Source organism: Paraburkholderia sp. WS6 (assembly GCF_030464835.1).
GTDB classification, from domain to species: Bacteria; Pseudomonadota; Gammaproteobacteria; order Burkholderiales; family Burkholderiaceae; genus Paraburkholderia; species Paraburkholderia madseniana.
Genome location: NZ_JALQCK010000002.1, coordinates 397,506 through 414,774, shown reverse-complemented (window position 1 = coordinate 414,774; position 17,269 = coordinate 397,506). Strand labels below are relative to the sequence as shown.

Annotated in this window: 19 protein-coding genes; 7 read left to right on the top strand and 12 right to left on the bottom strand. The window is 59.8% G+C overall.

The genetic code is table 11. From position 1 onward, the window contains the following. Positions 1-66 precede the first annotated feature (66 nt). The 3 genes from M0D64_RS04395 (at position 67) to M0D64_RS04385 (ending at position 2,762) form a co-directional block, all read left to right on the top strand. The gene (locus M0D64_RS04395) at positions 67-843 is read left to right on the top strand and encodes an alpha/beta hydrolase (protein ID WP_308101765.1); all 777 of its coding nucleotides are present in this window, start codon (positions 67-69) and stop codon (positions 841-843) included. 116 nt (positions 844-959) lie between these two features. Then, on the top strand, positions 960-2,081 hold the full coding sequence (locus M0D64_RS04390; protein WP_266256758.1) for a sensor histidine kinase: 1,122 nt from the start codon (positions 960-962) through the stop codon (positions 2,079-2,081). A gap of 192 nt (positions 2,082-2,273) precedes the next feature. Then, positions 2,274-2,762, top strand: coding sequence for an SRPBCC family protein (locus tag M0D64_RS04385; RefSeq protein ID WP_266256757.1), 489 nt, complete (start codon positions 2,274-2,276; stop codon positions 2,760-2,762). 22 nt (positions 2,763-2,784) lie between these two features. Here the strand turns inward: M0D64_RS04385 and M0D64_RS04380 are convergent, their stop codons facing one another. The 5 genes from M0D64_RS04380 to M0D64_RS04360 form a co-directional block, all read right to left on the bottom strand. Next, positions 2,785-3,360 carry an isochorismatase family cysteine hydrolase gene (locus M0D64_RS04380; RefSeq protein WP_266256756.1) on the bottom strand — a complete coding sequence of 192 codons (576 nt, stop codon included), beginning with the start codon at positions 3,358-3,360 and terminating at the stop codon, positions 2,785-2,787. Between the two features lie 270 nt (positions 3,361-3,630). Next, positions 3,631-4,350, bottom strand: a complete 720-nt coding sequence (locus M0D64_RS04375; RefSeq protein ID WP_266256755.1) for a hypothetical protein — start codon at positions 4,348-4,350, stop codon at positions 3,631-3,633. Positions 4,351-4,572: 222 nt separating this feature from the next. Next, positions 4,573-5,565 carry an asparaginase gene (locus M0D64_RS04370; protein WP_266256754.1) on the bottom strand — a complete coding sequence of 331 codons (993 nt, stop codon included), beginning with the start codon at positions 5,563-5,565 and terminating at the stop codon, positions 4,573-4,575. Between the two features lie 59 nt (positions 5,566-5,624). Beyond that, entirely contained in the window at positions 5,625-6,875 is a 1,251-nt protein-coding gene (locus M0D64_RS04365) for a D-amino acid dehydrogenase (protein WP_266256753.1), read from the bottom strand. 168 nt (positions 6,876-7,043) lie between these two features. Continuing rightward, positions 7,044-8,123: a GlxA family transcriptional regulator gene (locus tag M0D64_RS04360; protein WP_266256752.1), complete on the bottom strand. Its 1,080-nt coding sequence runs from the start codon at positions 8,121-8,123 to the stop codon at positions 7,044-7,046. A gap of 305 nt (positions 8,124-8,428) precedes the next feature. Between M0D64_RS04360 and M0D64_RS04355 the strand changes: the two genes are divergently transcribed. Further along, on the top strand, positions 8,429-9,553 hold the full coding sequence (locus M0D64_RS04355) for a branched-chain amino acid ABC transporter substrate-binding protein (RefSeq protein ID WP_171926532.1): 1,125 nt from the start codon (positions 8,429-8,431) through the stop codon (positions 9,551-9,553). Between the two features lie 268 nt (positions 9,554-9,821). After that, positions 9,822-10,517, top strand: coding sequence for a phosphatase PAP2 family protein (locus M0D64_RS04350; protein WP_266256751.1), 696 nt, complete (start codon positions 9,822-9,824; stop codon positions 10,515-10,517). A gap of 83 nt (positions 10,518-10,600) precedes the next feature. Here M0D64_RS04350 and M0D64_RS04345 read toward each other — a convergent pair whose 3' ends face one another. From M0D64_RS04345 to M0D64_RS04315, 7 genes are all read right to left on the bottom strand, one after another. Beyond that, positions 10,601-11,062, bottom strand: a complete 462-nt coding sequence (locus tag M0D64_RS04345; protein ID WP_266256750.1) for a MarR family winged helix-turn-helix transcriptional regulator — start codon at positions 11,060-11,062, stop codon at positions 10,601-10,603. Positions 11,063-11,312: 250 nt separating this feature from the next. Next, complete coding sequence (locus M0D64_RS04340) at positions 11,313-11,585, bottom strand: hypothetical protein (protein WP_266256749.1); 273 nt, start codon at positions 11,583-11,585, stop codon at positions 11,313-11,315. A gap of 71 nt (positions 11,586-11,656) precedes the next feature. Then, entirely contained in the window at positions 11,657-12,103 is a 447-nt protein-coding gene (locus M0D64_RS04335) for an OsmC family protein (RefSeq protein ID WP_266256748.1), read from the bottom strand. 111 nt (positions 12,104-12,214) lie between these two features. Then, positions 12,215-12,661 (bottom strand): Ohr family peroxiredoxin, encoded by a 447-nt coding sequence (locus M0D64_RS04330; RefSeq protein ID WP_154560225.1) that lies wholly within the window; start codon positions 12,659-12,661, stop codon positions 12,215-12,217. A 36-nt stretch (positions 12,662-12,697) separates the two neighbouring features. After that, entirely contained in the window at positions 12,698-13,000 is a 303-nt protein-coding gene (locus tag M0D64_RS44840) for a hypothetical protein (RefSeq protein WP_308101755.1), read from the bottom strand. Between the two features lie 51 nt (positions 13,001-13,051). Next, entirely contained in the window at positions 13,052-13,315 is a 264-nt protein-coding gene (locus tag M0D64_RS04320) for a hypothetical protein (protein ID WP_233468824.1), read from the bottom strand. A 244-nt stretch (positions 13,316-13,559) separates the two neighbouring features. Then, a complete protein-coding gene (locus M0D64_RS04315; RefSeq protein WP_266256747.1) occupies positions 13,560-14,546 on the bottom strand; it encodes a helix-turn-helix domain-containing protein in 987 nt (328 codons plus the stop codon). Positions 14,547-14,640: 94 nt separating this feature from the next. Here M0D64_RS04315 and M0D64_RS04310 point away from each other — a divergent pair, with 94 nt between their 5' ends. Both M0D64_RS04310 and M0D64_RS04305 read left to right on the top strand, forming a co-directional pair. Then, complete coding sequence (locus M0D64_RS04310) at positions 14,641-15,885, top strand: DUF1479 domain-containing protein (protein WP_266256746.1); 1,245 nt, start codon at positions 14,641-14,643, stop codon at positions 15,883-15,885. Between the two features lie 148 nt (positions 15,886-16,033). Further along, positions 16,034-17,236: an ABC transporter substrate-binding protein gene (locus M0D64_RS04305; protein ID WP_266256778.1), complete on the top strand. Its 1,203-nt coding sequence runs from the start codon at positions 16,034-16,036 to the stop codon at positions 17,234-17,236. Positions 17,237-17,269 lie beyond the last annotated feature (33 nt).

Sequence of the window (17,269 nt, the reverse complement as noted above, 5' to 3'; positions counted from 1 at the left end):
CGTGCTTATGCTTGTCCACTTTGCAGCCCTTAACAAAAGTGCCTAACACCCTCTAGTGGACAGCCGATTGTTTTCATTTCAGGTGTGGGCGCCTGGAGCTCGACATGGCTTCCGACCATGGATTATCTCGCTGAAGCCGGCTACCACTGCATCGCGGTGGATTTGCCGCCTTTTGGGTACTCCAGCCGGCCTGCGGACAACACGTACGACACAGGCCACCAGGCCTTGCGCATTCTCGGGATGCTCGACACGCTGAAGCTTTCGCGGGTGATTCTCGTTGGCCATTCGTTCGGCGGGCGAGCCACGGTCGAAGCATTGATGGCCGAACCCAGCCGATTTAAAGCGGCGGTATTGGTGGACGTTGCGCTCTCTATCGATCCGCCGCCTGCAGAACGCGGGTTGCTCGGCAGCCTGATTGAGCTACCGGCCGTGGCGCGGCCTGTGATCGCCGCAACGGCGACCAATCCGTGGCTCACCGGATGGTTTCTGCGGAAATTCACCTCGCGTCATGACGCGCTGACGGCTGACCGGATTGCCGTCTATCGGCGGCCGCTTTCTGTGGTTGGAACAACGCAGGCGTATGGCTACTGGCTGGATGCATTCGTCAATGATCCAGGGCTCAGCAGAAGCAGTCGCTCGTCGGACTACGCGTCACTGAGCATGCCGGTCGAGGTGATCTGGGGGACGACCGATGGCGTAACGCCCCTTAGCGACGGATTACGCCTGTCACGACTGTTGCCTGACGCACGCATGAACGTGTTGCCGGGAATTGGGCACATACCTCATGTCGAGGACAATGCCGCGTTCAATCGGGCGCTTGAGGGCTTCCTCGTCCGCCTATAGGTTGCCCCCTATGTCACGCAATTTAGGGACCGGATAGAATCAAAGCAGCTACTTGTGCGTAATATAAGTTCAGCGGATGCGCCATACTGTCTTTTTCTGCTTCTTTGAGGGCAAACATGCGATTGGCTGACTTCATCCTGCGCGACATGGAAACGATTCTGGTGCAATGGGAGACGTTCGCCGCTACTCTGTTGCCGGCAGCCGTGGACATGAAATCGCTCGCGCTGCGAGACCACGCGCAACAGATTCTGCAAGCCGTCGCGAAGGATCTGTCGACGGCCCAGACCCGGGAAGCGCAAGCCGAAAAGTCGATGGGGCGGGCTCCCATACTGATCGGGGCGCCAGAGACCGGTGCGCAGACGCACGCCCTTCTGCGGGCGCGAGGCGGGTTCGACATCAACCAGTTGGCTGCTGAGTACCGCGCCTTGCGCGCCAGCGTCCTGCGCCTGTGGATGGACGAATGCCAGCCCGAAGCGCCACATCCGGATGATGTCATCCGGTTCAACGAGGCCATCGATCAGGCGCTTGCCGAATCGGTCGGGTATTTCAGCGCGCAAGTCGATCAGGCTCGCAATCTTTTGCTTGGCATGCTTGGGCACGATATGCGCAGCCCGCTCCAGACCATCCTGATGACGGCCCAATATCTGGCGGCACTGAACGCTGGAGAGCAGGTATCCGTAGCGGCATCCCGTTTGATCAGAAGCGGCGCTCGCATGCAGGCGCTTCTGAACGACATGCTTGATTTCAATCGAACCCGGCTGGGTTTAGGGATCAATATCGCGCCGACTGATGCCGACCTGGAGAAACTGCTTGCCGACGAACTCGACCAGTTGCGGGCAGCGCACCCGGACCGTCAGATCGATATGGCGGTGGAAGGGGACTGTCGGGGTGTTTGGGACGGTCGCCGTCTGCAGCAGTTGCTCGGCAATCTGGTGTTGAATGCAATCAAATACGGCGCGCCGGACGCGCCTGTGCGAGTGGTCGTGATCGGCGAAGAGCAGAACGTACGTTTCGAGGTGAGGAACCAGGGACCTGTCATCGATGAAACGACGCTGCATCGGATCTTCGACCCGCTCCAGCGTGGCCTGCATCATGAAGACTCATATAACGCCGACGGCAACCTGGGGCTCGGACTGTATATCGCGCGCGAGATTGCCAAGGCCCATGGCGGCGAGATCGAGGCGCGGTCCGACGAGGCAGAAACCGCGTTCGCTGTGCGCCTGCCGCGTCTTCAATAGCGTTCGTGATGGTTCCACCGATCGGCCGTCGGCTCGTGTGTACTGACCGGCTGCCTTCGGCTGTCCTGCGGTTTGTTGCGGACGGCTCGATGAGATATCGAGGTGGGGTAACGCGGTGCCGTTTCGCCGGTGATGGCAAGCGCAGTGAGCATCTGACAAAATCTCCAGAAGAATGCCAAGAACGGAGGTAACTTGCGGACGGCCGAATACCGCTTTTCCACCATCTGGCGCATCGATGCGCCAGTGCAGGAAGTTTGGGCGGCAATCCATGATTCGGCGCGCTGGCCCGAGTGGTGGAATAACGTTGAGCGCGTGGACCAGCTAGAGGCCGGTTCCGATCAGGGCGTGGGCGTCGTACAACGCTATACGTGGAAAGGCCGGCTGCCCTATCGCCTCGTGTTCGATATGCGGGTGACGCGCGTCGACCCGTTGGTCGCGCTGGAGGGGGAGGCCAGTGGCGACGTCGAAGGCGCCGGCCGGTGGAGCTTTTCAACCGACGGACGCAACCTTACCGTGGTCCGCTACGACTGGTGCGTGCGTACGACTCGCGCATGGATGAATGCATTGGCGCCGTTGTTGCGCCCGGTTTTCCAATGGAATCACGATGCAGTGATGCGCGAAGGCGGCGCGGCGCTGGCGCGTCGGCTGGACGCGCGGCTGCTTGGCATCGAGCACGGATGAAGCCGGCGCGGCCGTCGAACGTCTAGGCGAGCAGCAGCAAGGCATCCGCGAGCGACAGCACCGTGGTGCGCGAATCGAACGCGGTGGAGAACAGATGTTCATGCACCACGTGATCCGGGTCGTAACAGCAATCCTTGACCGTGTACAGGCGGAAGTCCGCGTCGCTCGCATATGCCACCGACGACAACACGACACCCGTCGACGCAATGCCGACCATAATCAGCGAATCGACACCTTGTGCGAAAAGTCGTGCCTGCAGATCGGTGCCGAAGAACACGCTGGCGCGATGCGCGATGATGACCGGTTCACTCGCCTGCTGGCCTAACTCCGGCGAGGGCCGATCGTCGACGAAGAGGCCAAGTTGCCTGATTCCCTGCCCATTCTTGTTCAATGGGCTGACTTCCGGATAGCCCGGACTGAACCGGAGGTTGGCGAAATAGACGCTGACGCCTTTGGCCCGCGCTGCGTCGCATAGCTTGCGCGTATTGGCGAGCAAGGCCGGCGCGACCGATGGAAAGAGCCCGAGAATGTCGGTCTGATAATGCATGACGACGAGCGCGGTTTGCGCCGGCACGATGGGCGGAATCGGCGAACTCATGACTGGCGCCACCCAATAGCCGCTGCCTCCATTTACATTTCTCCTTTGCTTCGACACGTAGTTCATATTCACAACCAGAGAACGTCGAACGCAGCGAAGCATCCATTGTTAAAACGATGCTTTGCTGCCGTGGGAATATTACTTCATGTCGCTAGTCCGGGATCCATCCTCGCACCGGAAACGAAAGCGTTCATTAAACGACGCTCCGGCGTTCGTCCTTCCTGATCGTGTCATCAGGAAGGACAAAAGACCGCCCGTACTTTCGTTACCTTAAGCCGTAGTCGACACCAGGCTCCCAACCGTTTGCATATGCGGATGTCCCTTGAGATTATCCGCGAATGTCTGCACAAACGACTGCAACGAGGTGCCCGAGTTGCTATCGCCAAGTGAGCTCAACAGAGACTGAAAATCCGTCTGCAGTGTCGACGGCTGCGAAGAAGACGAAGAAGAATCGCTGCTTGCATCCGAGGTACTGGACGCGGTACCTGAACTCGTCGTGCTGCCGGACCCGAGTTCCTGGGCGAGCGCATTCAGCGCCCCGCCAATATCCCCATAGGGAGAAGTCGCGATCGAGTTCGTCGAGCTGCTTGTGCTATCAGACGTGGAGCTATCACTATTGCCCGTTTGCTGAAGCGATCCTAGCGCCTGAAACAGCGCCCCGAGAAAGGCCTGCAGCGCTCCGGAAATCGAGTTCGTTGACGACGAGTCGCTAGTGGAGGAGGTGGACGAGGCTGCGGTGGTGGACGAGCTTGAAGAAGCAGTCGTGCTCGACGTACCTGACGTAGCCGCGGTCGACGACGTGCTGCCAATTCCAAGCGCCGACAACGCCGCCTCGAGTGCCGACAGCAGCGGATTCGAGTCCGTCGAACTGGTCGACGAAGACGACGAGGACGACCCCGATTCGCAGCCGCCGCCGGCCGAGCGGCGAGTGGCGCCGACAGAAAGCAGGCTCGTGCTGGTTTGTGAACCACTTACACTTTGTATGCTCATGATGTTTGACCTCCTTACGAGTTGAGCATTTAGAGTAAGCGATGACAACACTTCCAAATGCCTGGTAAGGGGTGGATTCCCGTCTCATCTCGGCCATCGGTAAGGCGCGGAAAGTTTTCGTTCGGAAATTGCCGTCCTTTCAACGTGCTACTTCGTTGACGTCGATTCGAAAATATGCCGACAGCGCCCGCGGGAACGATTTCCTTAGGAGGAGGGCGCGCTTCAGTAGCGCTCGAAGGCGACTTGCAACGCTTGCATGTCGTTGGCTTGTGTGAGCGCCAGGGTCAGAAGGATGCGGGCTTTTGGGGGGATCTGATCTTCGACGGTGAGCCAGCCGTATTCGTCGTCGGGCTGTGCGCCATTACGTAACACGATTCCGTTGCCGGTACGCGATGCGCGCACCACATGAACCCCGCGTCGGGCAGCGTCGCGCAGCGGCTCGATGAGATGCTCGGCGACGTTGCCGTTGCCGGTGCCCACATAGATTAGCCCTCGCGCGCGCGAGGCGATTGCGTTCACTGCGTCGGGGGCGAGCGCGCCGTATGCATAGACGATGTCTACTTTGGGCAATGCCCCGAGCGTATCGATCGACCACGGCGTGTCGAGCGTATGGGCACGCCATGGGCGACGATAGTAGCGCGGCTGGCCTTCGATCACATGGCCAAGCGCGCCGTACGGCGAACGGAACGCCTCGAGCTTGACGCTGTTGCTCTTTACGACGTCCCGGGCAGTGTGGATCTCGTCGTTAGCAACGACCAGTGTGCCGATGCCGCGCGAGGATGGATGCGCAGCCACCGCAATTGCATCGTAAAGATTCAACGCCGCGTCGGAACTCATTGCCGACGGCGGCCGCATCGAGCCGACTACGACTACGGGCTTTGCGCTCTTGAGCGTGAGATGCAGAAAGTACGCGGTTTCCTCGATCGTATCGGTACCGTGCGTGATCACAACGCCATCAACGTCATCCTGTGCGAGCAATCTGGAAACGCGCCTGCCGATTGCAAGCAGATGCTCGTTGTTGAAATTCTCGGAGCCGGTTTGCAGCAACTGCTCCGCGCGCAAATTCGCCAGCGCGCACGCATGTGGAATCGTGCGGAGGATCTCATCGATGCCGAGCACAGAGCACAGGTAGGCGGACGTGTTGATGGCGGCTTTGCCTTGGCCGGCAATGGTGCCGCCTGTACCGATAACGATGATGTTGGCCTTTTCTGTCATGCGAGGTCGATGATGTTCTGGAGGGGGAGCGGCGTCACGCAGTGCATCGCTTTGCAGTGTCAATGCGAAAGGGCAAATGTGCTGCGCAGTTCCCGGCCGTCGCTGCTGGCGAGCCACTGCGCCAGCAGCGCCGCCGAACCCGTAGCCAGTGTGAAACCGAGCGCGCCGTGCCCGACGTTGAGCCACAGATTGCGGTAGCGCGTCGGTCCGACGATCGGCGTGCCGCGCGGCGTCGCCGGACGCAACCCGATCCATTCACTACCCGCGGAAGATCTGGCGACGTCGGGGTACATTGCGGCCGCCTCCGCCCGCAGCGTCGCGAGACGTGTGGGATCGGGTTCGAGCGAATAGCCTTCGATATCAGCAATGCCCGCAACGCGCAGCCGCTCGCCGAGCCGGGCATAAACCACTTTGCGGCTAAAGTCGGTAATGCTCACATGGGGCGCGGCCGTCTGTGGTTGCAGATCGAACGTCAGGCTGTAGCCTTTGAGCGGATAGATCGGCACACGGATGCCGATCGGCTTCAGTAGCCGTGCTGCAGCCGAGCCTAACGCGACGACGACATGGTCTGCCGCGAGCGGCGCACCGTTGCTCCAGGCTTCGATGCCACCGCTTACTTTATGCCTCAGGCAATCGATCGATGTGTTCATCAGGAACTGCACGCCGCGAGCGCGCAGCAACGCTTCGAGGCTCTTGCAGAAGCGTTCGCAATCGGCCGTGTCTTCGCTCGGCGTATGGATGCCGCCCGCGAGAAAGGGCCGCAGATGCGCGAGCGTCGGTTCGAGTTCGACGCACGCGTCGGCGCTCAGCGCCTTTTGTTCGCAGCCGAGCGTGCGCTGGAATTCAAGCAGCTTGACCGCGCTCTGCATCTCGCTCGCGTCACGATGCAGCACGAGCTTGCCCGACCGGACGAAGTCGAAGTCGAGCGCCGGTTCGGCGGCGATCAGTTCATGGATCAGCGTCCGGCTCAGGAACGACAGCGACAGCAGTTTGCGTGTCGTGAATTCGCTTCGTTCGCGCGTGCATGCCGACAGGAATTCGAAGCACCAGCGCCACTGTTCGGTGCTCAGCTTCGGGCGGAAGCGCACCGGTGAATCCCCGCGCGTGAGCCAGCGCGGCAGCTTCGAGACGACACCGGGGCCGGCGAGCGGCGCGACATAGCTATACGATAGCTGGCCGCCGTTGCCTGAACTGGTCTCGCTCGCTACTTCCGGATGCCGGTCCGCGACCGTTACGTCGTGGCCGGCGCGGCTCAGGTAATACGCACTCGACAAGCCAATGACGCCCGCACCGAGGATCAATATCTGCATACGGCTGCACTCGCTTGTTCGTGTGTTTGCAGGGAGGCCGTGTGCCGCGGGTGCGTCGTCAGCCCATTGACCGAACTGTACGGCGCTATCGATGCGCCGAATTGCATTGATCTGCCGGAAAGTAGAAGAATCGCGACAGGCTTGCGGGTAGAAGGGCGGCGGGATGGATCAGGCGGCGGCCGCGCCTCGCGATGCGCGCAGCTTGCCGGGCGTTACGCCATACGCCTCGCGAAACACGCGGATGAAATGCGCGGAGTCCGCGAAGCCGCATTCGTAGGCGATATCGGTGATCTTGCGTGTTGTATTGACCAGCATCCAGCGTGCGTAGCGTAGTCGCATCCGCCGGTAAAACTCGTTTGGCGATGTGTTCATCTCGGTCGCAAACGCGCGCTCGAGATTGCGCACACTGGTGCCGATCATCTTCGCGATGACCACGATGTTCAACGGCGCTTCGAGGTTCTCTTCCATCAGCAGCACCGCGTGGCGCACGGTTGCATCCTCCACCGACAGGTAGCCGAGCGCCGCGCGCCGCTCGACGAACGACGAGCCGCCCTGGCGGCTAACCGTCATCTGATGGATCACTTTTGACGCACGGTCCGGTCCGCAGTGCAGGCTGATCAGGCGCGCGGCCATCTCCACCACGGAAATGCCGCCCGCGCAGGTAATGCGCGTGCCGTCGATCAGGTAATCGGCGTGGGTCACGACGCGCAGCGCGGGGAACATACGCCGGTAATCGTCGAGGTGAAAGCTGTGCACGCAGGCAACATGGTCTTCCATCAAGCCCGCGCGCGCCAGAACGAAGCTGCCAGTGCACATGCCGATGAGCGGAACGCCCGCGTCGGCAGCCTGTTTCAGATAGTCCCAGTAGCGCCGGTCGACTTGATCGAGATGGGGAAGCAGGCCGCCGATCACGACGAGATAGTCGAATTGCGTGACGTCTGGAAACGAGGACTGCGCCTGCACCGGAATGCCGCAGCTCGCTTCGACCGATTCGCCCTCGGCGCCGACGATGGTCCACAGGCAGCGTAGCTGACGGCTCTGATCGCCGCGGTCCGCTGCGTGACGCAGCGCATCACACAGACCGCCCAGCGAAAGCATTGGAAAGCGCGGCCACAACAGGATGCCGACGCTCAGTTCCGCGCCCGAACGGCTTGGGCGCGCCTGAAGCGTGCGCGGTAGCGCGTCCAGTTGTTCGACCAGTTGGTGAGCAGTCTGGGTTACCTGACTGGAATTGTCGGCAGTCGTCATGCGCGAACTCGAGGGCGGATCGCCCAGATTATACGGCGACGCCCGGCGAATCAGTCCGAGGCGGCCCTGCCGCAATTCTTCTATTTTCCGGCAGATCAATGCAATCCCGGCGCATTGTGGCTGCATAAATTCAAACCCGCCAACGAACGACGCCGCACTGTGGGGTGCGAACGATCCGGCGAAGGCAGGCACACCGTCCACAGGCCGCGTGTTTCCGATCTGCGGGCGGCCGTTACCGTCCGTTCCGACCATTACAACTTCTTTTCGGGTGAAGCATGAGCACAAGCACAGTCTTGGGTCGCGGTATGGCGACCGTCTGCATTCTGGGAGCATCGGCGGCCGCTGCAGTGGGCGTCGCCCGTGCCGACGAGGTGGTGAAGATCGGCGAGGCCGCACCCGTGACGGGGCCGGCCTCGTATCTTGGCAAGGACACCGAGAACGGCGCCCGGCTCGCGATCGAGGAGATCAACCAGACGGGCCTCGTGATCGGCGGAAAGAAGGTGACGCTGGTCTTCGATGCGCAGGACGATGCGGGCGACCCGCGTCAGGCCACCCAGGTCGCACAGAAGTTGGTGGACGACAAGGTCGTCGCGGTGGTCGGCCACATGCAGTCCGGCTCGACGATTCCGGCATCGAAGATCTACAGCGACGCAGGCATCGCGCAGGTGTCACCGTCCGCGACGAATCCGGCCTATACGCAGCAAGGCTTCAAGACCGCGTATCGCGTGGTCGCGACCGATGCCCAGCAAGGGCCGACGCTCGCCGACTATGCAGCGAAAACGCTGAAAGTCAAAACAGTCGCCATCGTCGACGACTCGACCGCATACGGCCAGGGTCTTGCTGTCGAATTCGAAAAGCAGGCGAAAGCCAACGGCATTACGGTGCTCTCGCATGACGCGAGTACTGACAAGGCCGTCGATTTCCGCGCGATTCTCACCAAGATCAAGGGCGAAAAGCCGGACGCGATCATGTATGGCGGTCTCGATGGCACGGGCGGTCCGTTCGCGAAACAGGCGAAGCAGTTGGGTATGACGATGAAAGTGCTGGCCGGCGACGGCTTGTGTGCCGACGATCTCGCGAAACTCGCGGGCGATGCGGCCGACAACGTAATTTGCTCGATCGCCGGCGCGCCGCTGCTGAAGATGAGCGGTGGGCCGGCGTTCGTCGAGCGCTACAAGAAGCGCTTCGGTTACGCGCCGGTTCTGAACTCACCGTTTGCGTACGACGCGGTGGGTGTCATCATTGATGCGATGAAGCGCGCGCAATCAACCGAGCCTGCAAAAATCCTTGCTGCAATGCCTGCGACCGATCATCAGGGGGTGCTCGGAGAAACGCAATTCGATGCGAAGGGCGATCTGAAGCACGGCGTGATTTCGCTCTACAAATACGTTGGAGGCAAGCAGGCGCTGCTCGGCGTTGTCGAGCAATAAGCGGATTTGCGGGTTGTGCTTTGCCGAGCGCTTAAAGTCTGACGTTCGCAAAGCTGGTGGCCGCGCCACGCGGCGCAATGCGCCCACTGCGCGATGAAGCCGATCCTTAGCCGGCCCTCTACGATTGTCCCGGGCCCTTTATTTTGTGAAGTTTCATCTCTTTCGTATTGGGTGGCACACTTAACGCGTTCCAGATTTCCAAGAAGTCCACGCCGGCTTCCGCTAATTAAACATTTTCTTATAAGTAAAGATCGGGAGAAGTTGCCGAATGGACGTTTTCGACACAGCAATCCAAACTTTCCTGACGCACGTTGCTTTGAGTTCCACCATCTTGAACCACGCGATAAGAGTCATCGCGGGCCTATACACATTCAAGGGGTTCGTGCTCATACCCTTATTGTGGTGGATATGGTTCAAGCCCAGTCAGCGTGGTGGATGGGAGCGTGAAATGGTCGTCGCAACGATCGCGAGCTGCCTTCTTGCGCTCACAATTTTCAGGCTTTTTGGCCATTTTTTGCCATTCCGGATACGGCCTATCTATAACCCAGAGCTGCACTTGCATTTTCCATCAGGTGGTCCGGGAGTGGCCGTGCTGCCAACGTGGAGTTCCTTTCCGAGTGACCACGCGATGCTGTGGATGGCGGTCGCGACTGGGATTTTTCTCGTCTGGCGCGGCGTCGGCGTGTTCGCACTTTTGTACACCGCGATCGTCATATGCCTGCCGCGCATTTATCTCGGCTGGCACTATCCGACCGACATACTCGCGGGGGCGGCGATCGGAATGACCATCACCTGGATACTGACTCGGGACGCCGTTAGAACGCGTTTTGCAGTGCCGATCCTGCGATGGATGCACAGATTTCCCGGGCCCTCTTATGCGTTGTTGTTTGTTTTGTGTTTTGAACTGATAACCCAGTTCGACGAACTACTCGTTCTCGGGCAGTCGGCTTTGAAATGGCTGTGATTGCGCGAGACTGACACTATCGCCCCCGGGCCTACGATGCGTGTAGGCCCGAATAGGATAGCGGCATTACGACCGCCAAGCGCTCATTCGCCGTCCTGGACTGACTTGATAAGATTGTTCCGCAACGCCACGATTGCCTTCTGCATCTTTTCGAACTCGTCGGGCGCAAGGCCCGTTGCCTCGACGAGATCCATCTTCAGGGCTTTTTCGCGCAAGCGTCGTCCGCTTTTCGTCAGACAGATCCGCACCTGACGCTCGTCTTCGGGATCGCGCTGCCTTTCCAGATAACCCATCACCTCAAGCTTCTTCAGGATCGGCGTAAGCGTGTTGGATTCGAGAAACAGCTTCTCGCCCAGTCCGCTGACGGTCTGATTGTCTGTCTCCCACAGCGCAATGATCGTGATGTATTGCGTGTAAGTGAGCCCAAGCTCCTCGAGTATCGGCTTGTATGCCTTGCCGAACGCCAGGTTCGCGGAGTAGATCGCAAAGCACAGATAGTCGGAGAGCATGGGATTTGCGGGTGCCAGTTGATCTGTGGATTTCATCTGTATCCTCTTTGGCTAGTAGAGCCTGATGTTTCACAAGACGTACGAAGTCACATATATCGCATGCGATTATATCGCAATGTAGTGAAAGTTGGACCGCTGCCGTATAGCGTGCAACCGGTGGTCAATTTCACCGGGTCCAGCTCTTTCGCATCGTAGAGGTCTTGCGGCGGCGCCCTCCCTGCCGCTGTGGCCGCCGCGCAGGAGCAACGACGATGCGCGACGACCCAGCGACAGAGGAATGCACGATCTAGTGATGTGCGAACAGGTTGCCGCGCGGCGTCACGGCGACATGGCTGCCCGCTTGGGAGAGTCCGGCGACTACACCGCCATATGCCTCTTGCGAGCCTGTGACGTCGTCGCGTTCGACGGCGACGGTTCGCACGCTCTGACCGCTTTGCGACGCCGGTGCGCCAACCGAGGGCTTGTAGAACGGGGCCGGTCCATAGCCGCTGGCGAACGCGGGTGCGGCGGCGGACGCCGAAAAGGCGATGAGCAGTGCAATGATGAGCTTGGTCTTCATGATGGGAATTCCCTAAAAAAGATGTTCAGTGAAAGGCACGTGCGTCAACGAGATGCACGTGCCTGGGCGGATTACGCCGTGACGATGTTCATGCCGATCTCGATGTTGCCGTGCACGGACTTCGAGTACGGGCAGATCTGATGGGCGAGGCGCGCGATCGCCTCGACGACTTCCGTTTCCAGACCCGGCACGCGAATGGTGAACTCTGCGCCGAGGAACCACGCGGCACCGGTCTGCCCAATGTTTATCTGGATGTCCACGGAATAGTCGGGCGGTAGCGTGACCTTCTTCAACTGGGCCGCAATCCCGAACACGGTGGTGTAACAGGCCGACCATGCACCCGCAAACAACTGTTCGGCTCTCGGATGCGGCTCGGTGGCGATGAACTCGAGGTTTTCAAGGCCAGGCGCTGTCAGCTTGAGGTCGAAGACGCCAAACTCGCCGCGCTGGAGATTGGGGTCGCGATTGACCGTGGCGTGGCTGTTGCCTGAGGCGAGGACTTTTTCGATCTTTTCCATGATGCATTCCTTCGTGAGTAAGGGGTGTTAAGCGTATTTAAAGTGTATACGATATAATCGCATGCGATTAATAATGGGCGAAGATTAGCGAGGTGCGTATGCCTGATCCGATCACGCGGTGACGACATTCAGGCCGACCTCGATGTTGCCGTGTACAGCCTTCGAGTACGGGCAGATCTGATGGGCCAGGTGCGCGATTGTCTCGACGACTTCCGTCGCCAGACCCGGCGCGCGGATGGTGAACTGGGCGCCGAGGCAATGACCGGCACCGACCGACCCAATGCTGACCTGGATGTCCACGGAATAGTCGGACGGCAGCGTGACCTTCTTCAGCGAGGCCGCAATCTCGAACGCGCTGATGTAACAGGCCGACCAAGCGCCCGAAAACAACTGTTCTGCTCTCGGGTGCAGCTCGGTGGCGACGAACTCGCGGCTTTCACCATCGGGCGCTGACAGTTTGAGGTCGAGGACGCCGAGCTCACCGCGCTGGACATTGGGGTCCCGATTGATCGTGGCGTGGCTGTTGCCAGAGTGGAGGACTTGGTCGATCTTGGTCATGATGGATTCCTTTGTGGATAAGGGTGTCAGGCTGCTTTAAATCGCATGCGATGTAATCGCATGCGTTGCATGATGGAGGAAGGGTCGATGGATGTCAATCGCAAAAGATTTAATCGCATACGATGTTTTGATAGGGCGAGCAAATATCCTGCGATAGCAGCCGAGGAGCGCCCGGCTGCCCGTGACATTGAAGTGACAAGGAATGTGAGTGTGGCGGATGAAATCCCCCGCGAGCCATTCCAGCGCGGAGGCGAGGCCGAAATTCAGTGCGACCGGCCGAAGGTGACTGGCCACATTGCGCACGATCTGGGTGGTTTGTTCAGCCAGATGTGCGGACAACTGCTGCAGCCGTTCGCGCGACGTCAGCAGTTCAGTTGCGATGCGATGCAGTTAGCACTCGCCCTTTTTAGCGTGTCCCGGAGGGCAGTGGTCGTGATCACCATGGTGGTGGTGATGTTCCTCCCATTCCTGGCGCTCCCAGTAGCGATGACCGTCGTAATATCTGTCCCCATACCAGCCAATGACAACCGGTGCCTGGGCGACCACTACAGGGGCAGGCATGCCGATATTGACGTCTACGTTGACGGCATTGGCCACGCCGGATAGGCCAATTCCCAAGCTCGCGACCAACGTTGCCAAGAGAGGATATTTCATACCGTACTCCAAAATAGAATTCCATGAATGCACTTGGCCTGTCGCCGCAGTGACGATGCACGGCGGGTGATTCGCCGATCCTTCCTAAACGGGAAATACTGCGATGTCGTTGACGGAGTTTCCCCAGACAGTGTGTTTTTTGATAAAAATTAACACTATGTTCGGTGCGGGGTAACGTTCGCGATGTTGCTCGCCGAACGACATCGAAGGGCGGAAACGGGGCGCAGATTGCTATCTGCCGGGATCAGGCGCGGTACTGGCCAGCAATCTCTTCGTCGTTTCGCCCACCGGCTAATTTCCGTTTCTTTTGAAGTGACGGAGACCGTTCGGTCAAGCGAGCCGCTGCGTCCTTATCCGGAGAACCCGCAGCCGCGAACTGCCGTCGATACTCGGCCGGCGTCGTTTGCTTTGCGGCCTTGAACTGTCGATTGAAATTGGCGACGTTCGCGAAGCCCGAACGAGCAGCGATGACGGCAACCGGCAGGGAGGTGTCAACCAGCATTCGGCACGCGTGACCAATACGAACCCGGGTGATATACCGGCCGACGCTCTCACCAATATGCTGAACAAAATAACGCGTGAGCGAGCGTTCCGACAGGCTGGCGGCCGCGCAGAGCTCTGACAGTCGCAACGGTTCGGCAAAGCGTGCGTCAATCATCGAAAGGACCCGGTTGATCCGTTCGGGCTCGTGGCCAGACGGGCCGGTGGTCGCCTCGTTGAAAGCACTCGGCGAGGCGAGCGGCTGGCCCGGCGCGTCGGCAAGCGTGCACATAATGTCGAGGGCGGCGCCAAGGCGGTCGCGCGCCACGCTCGATAACAATGGTTCCAGGCGCTCGCGCATCCATTTGCCAGCGGGTGGCTCGAAGGCCAGCCCACACGCGGCCCTGCGTAACAGCTTGCGCAGCGGTTCATATTCGGGGCAACAATCCGCCATACGCCGCGCCCAATCGCCGTCGAACCAGATGACGATGGCGACCTGTGGCGAGGATGGATCGATTGAACGATTCGACGCCCAGGTGTGCGGAAGATCCGGCGGCACGAGGACCAGATCCTCAGCCTCGTATTCGTTGACAGAGTCGCCGATGTAGCGCTTGCCATGACTGTTCATCGTCAGCGTTAACTCGTACTCCGGATGGTGATGCCACTCGAACGGAATGCGCGGGAGCCGCCGATGGTAAACCCGCACCGAACAGTCCCCACCGAAGTCGACATGCTCATAGGCTGGTTTCATGGCCGAATACGCAAAAAGATTGCCTGAATAGTATCACCAAGCCACGCATGCGCGTCATATCCTCGGGGCATATCAAATCCCTACGGAGACAGTCATGGCGTTGAAAATCGACGATTTGCCGAGCGCAATCCGGCAAGCGAAAAAGGAGCTGCGCGCGGCGTTGCCGAACTACCGGCAGGTCTTTGCCGAAGTCGAAGAGGCGATCAGCACCGAGGCGAGGCGAATTGCCAGCCAGCGGGATCGTGGAGAAGACGTCATCCCCGAGATTCAGTTTTCCGACATCACCGAACAACGCGTCGCTGCGGACCAGATCGCGGTCGTCAAGGCGCGTGGCGCATGCGTGATCCGTAATGTCTTCCCCCGTGCGCTGGTGCAGAGCTGGGACGAGGATATTGCCAACTATGTCGAGCGCAATAATCTCGACAAGCACCTGGAAAACCGCGCTGAAGACAAATACTTTGGCCAGCTCGCGTCCAGCAAACCGCAGATCTATGGGGTGTACTGGTCGAAGCCGCAAGTGCTGGCCCGTCAGTCGGCGTCGCTGACCGAGGCACGTGTGTTCCTGAACCGGCTGTGGCGCAATGAGAGCGGCGGCCAGGTGCACTTCGATCCGGAGCGCGTGCCTGTCTATGCCGATCGTCTGCGTCGCCGGCCGCCAGGCTCTGCGTCGCTTGGCCTGTCGGCGCATTGCGACGGCGGGTCGGTCGAGCGCTGGATCGAAAGCAATTTTCGGAAGGTGTACCGCCACGTGTTTGCCGGGAACTGGCGTGACTACGACGCGTTCGACGCGGCTTTCCGACCTGACGTGCAGGAGATCGCGTCGCCGGCCGTATGTTCGATGTTTCGTACGTTCCAGGGCTGGACTGCCTTGACGCCGCAAGGCCCGGGCGACGGCACGCTGCAACTCGTGCCCATCGCCAATTCGATGGTGTACATCCTGCTGCGCGCGCTTCAGGACGATGTCGCAGAGGACGACCTGTGCGGTGCAATGCCCGGACGGGCGCTGTCGATCAAGCCGGAATTTCATGCGCCATTGTTCGAGGCACTGTCATCGATTCCCAAAATGGAAGCGGGTGACACCGTATTCTGGCACAGCGATGTCATCCATGCGGTCGAAGACGAGCACAAGGGGGCGGGCTACAGCAACGTGATGTACATCGCCTCGGCGCCCGCGTGCGCCAAAAACGACGCTTATCTGAAGCGCCAGTTGCCGAGCTTCCTCAAGGGTGAAAGCCCGCCCGATTTTCCTGCTGACCATTTCGAAGTGGATTTCAGCGGACGCGCCACGGCCGACGATCTGACACCGCTCGGCAAGGCGCAACTTGGGTTTGACCTGTAGATCGGTAAAGACGTTTGACACGTATGAAAACGGGCACGCATGCGCGTTCGACCTGGCCTCGAACGCGTCGCTCGATCAAATAACGAAAACTTCGGAGACTGCAATGAAACGATCACTCACGTCGGTTGCGACGGGTATTACGCTGCTCATGGCTGGAACTCATGCTGGTTTGGCCGCCGAACAGCTTTCGGTACTGCACTGGTGGACCTCTGGTGGCGAATCGAAAGCGATCCGGGTGCTGAAGGACGATATGACCAAACAGGGCTACGAGTGGAAGGACTTCGCCATAGCGGGAGGCGCGGGCGCGGCGGCCATGACGGCGCTGAAGACCCAGGTCATCTCGGGCAACGCACCATCGGCCGCGCAGATCAAGGGCCCTCTGATTCAGGATTGGGCCGATCAGGACATGTTGGTCAATGTCGATCAGTCCGCTACCGATTGGAAAGCGCATTCGCCGTCGCAGATAGATAGCTCCATGAAGGCAGGCGGTCACTATGTGGCTGCGCCCTTCTCGGTACACCGAATCAACTGGTTGTGGATCAACAAGGCCGACCTCGAAAAAGTCGGGGGCACGGCGCCCACGACGTGGCCGGAATTCTTCGCGCTCGCCGACAAATTTCGCGCAGCGGGCATCACGCCTGTTGCGCATGGTGGCCAGCCCTGGCAAGACATGACCATCTGGGAGACGGTCGTGCTTTCCCAAGGTCCGGATTTCTACCGGAAAGCCCTTGTTGACCTTGACCAGAAAACGCTGACTTCGCCGCAGATGGTGCAGGTGTTCGAGGTCGTCCAGAAGATCCGGAGTTACTTCGATAAGGGCTACCACGGCCGTGACTGGAATCTCGCGACGGCAATGGTCATTTCCGGCTCGGGCGGCATGCAGTTCATGGGCGACTGGGCGAAGGGCGAATTCGCCAATGCGAACAAGAAGCCAGACGCCGACTATATTTGCGCGGCCGCGCCGGGGACGTCGAATGCCTACACGTACACCGTGGATTCGTTCGCGTTCTTTCAGCAGAACGGTAAGAAGCAGGCGTCGCCCGGGCAGCTTGCGCTTGCCAAGACGATCATGTCCGTCGATTTCCAGCAGCAGTTCAGTCTCTACAAGGGTTCAATTCCTGTTCGGCTGGACGTTCCCATGGACAAGTTCGATAGCTGCGCCAGGAAATCATTCGCCGACGAGCAGGCCACGATTAAATCTGGCGCGTTCCTGCCTTCGTTGGCCTTCGGCAATCTTCAGTCGCCGGTTACTGCTGGCGCGATTACCGACGTCGTCACGAATTTCATGAACTCGAACGAGGACCCGAAAGAGGGGGTGCGCAAGCTTGCGGCTGCAGCGAAGATCAAGTAGACGGGCGTTGCGTGTCAATCAGTCTGGAACGAA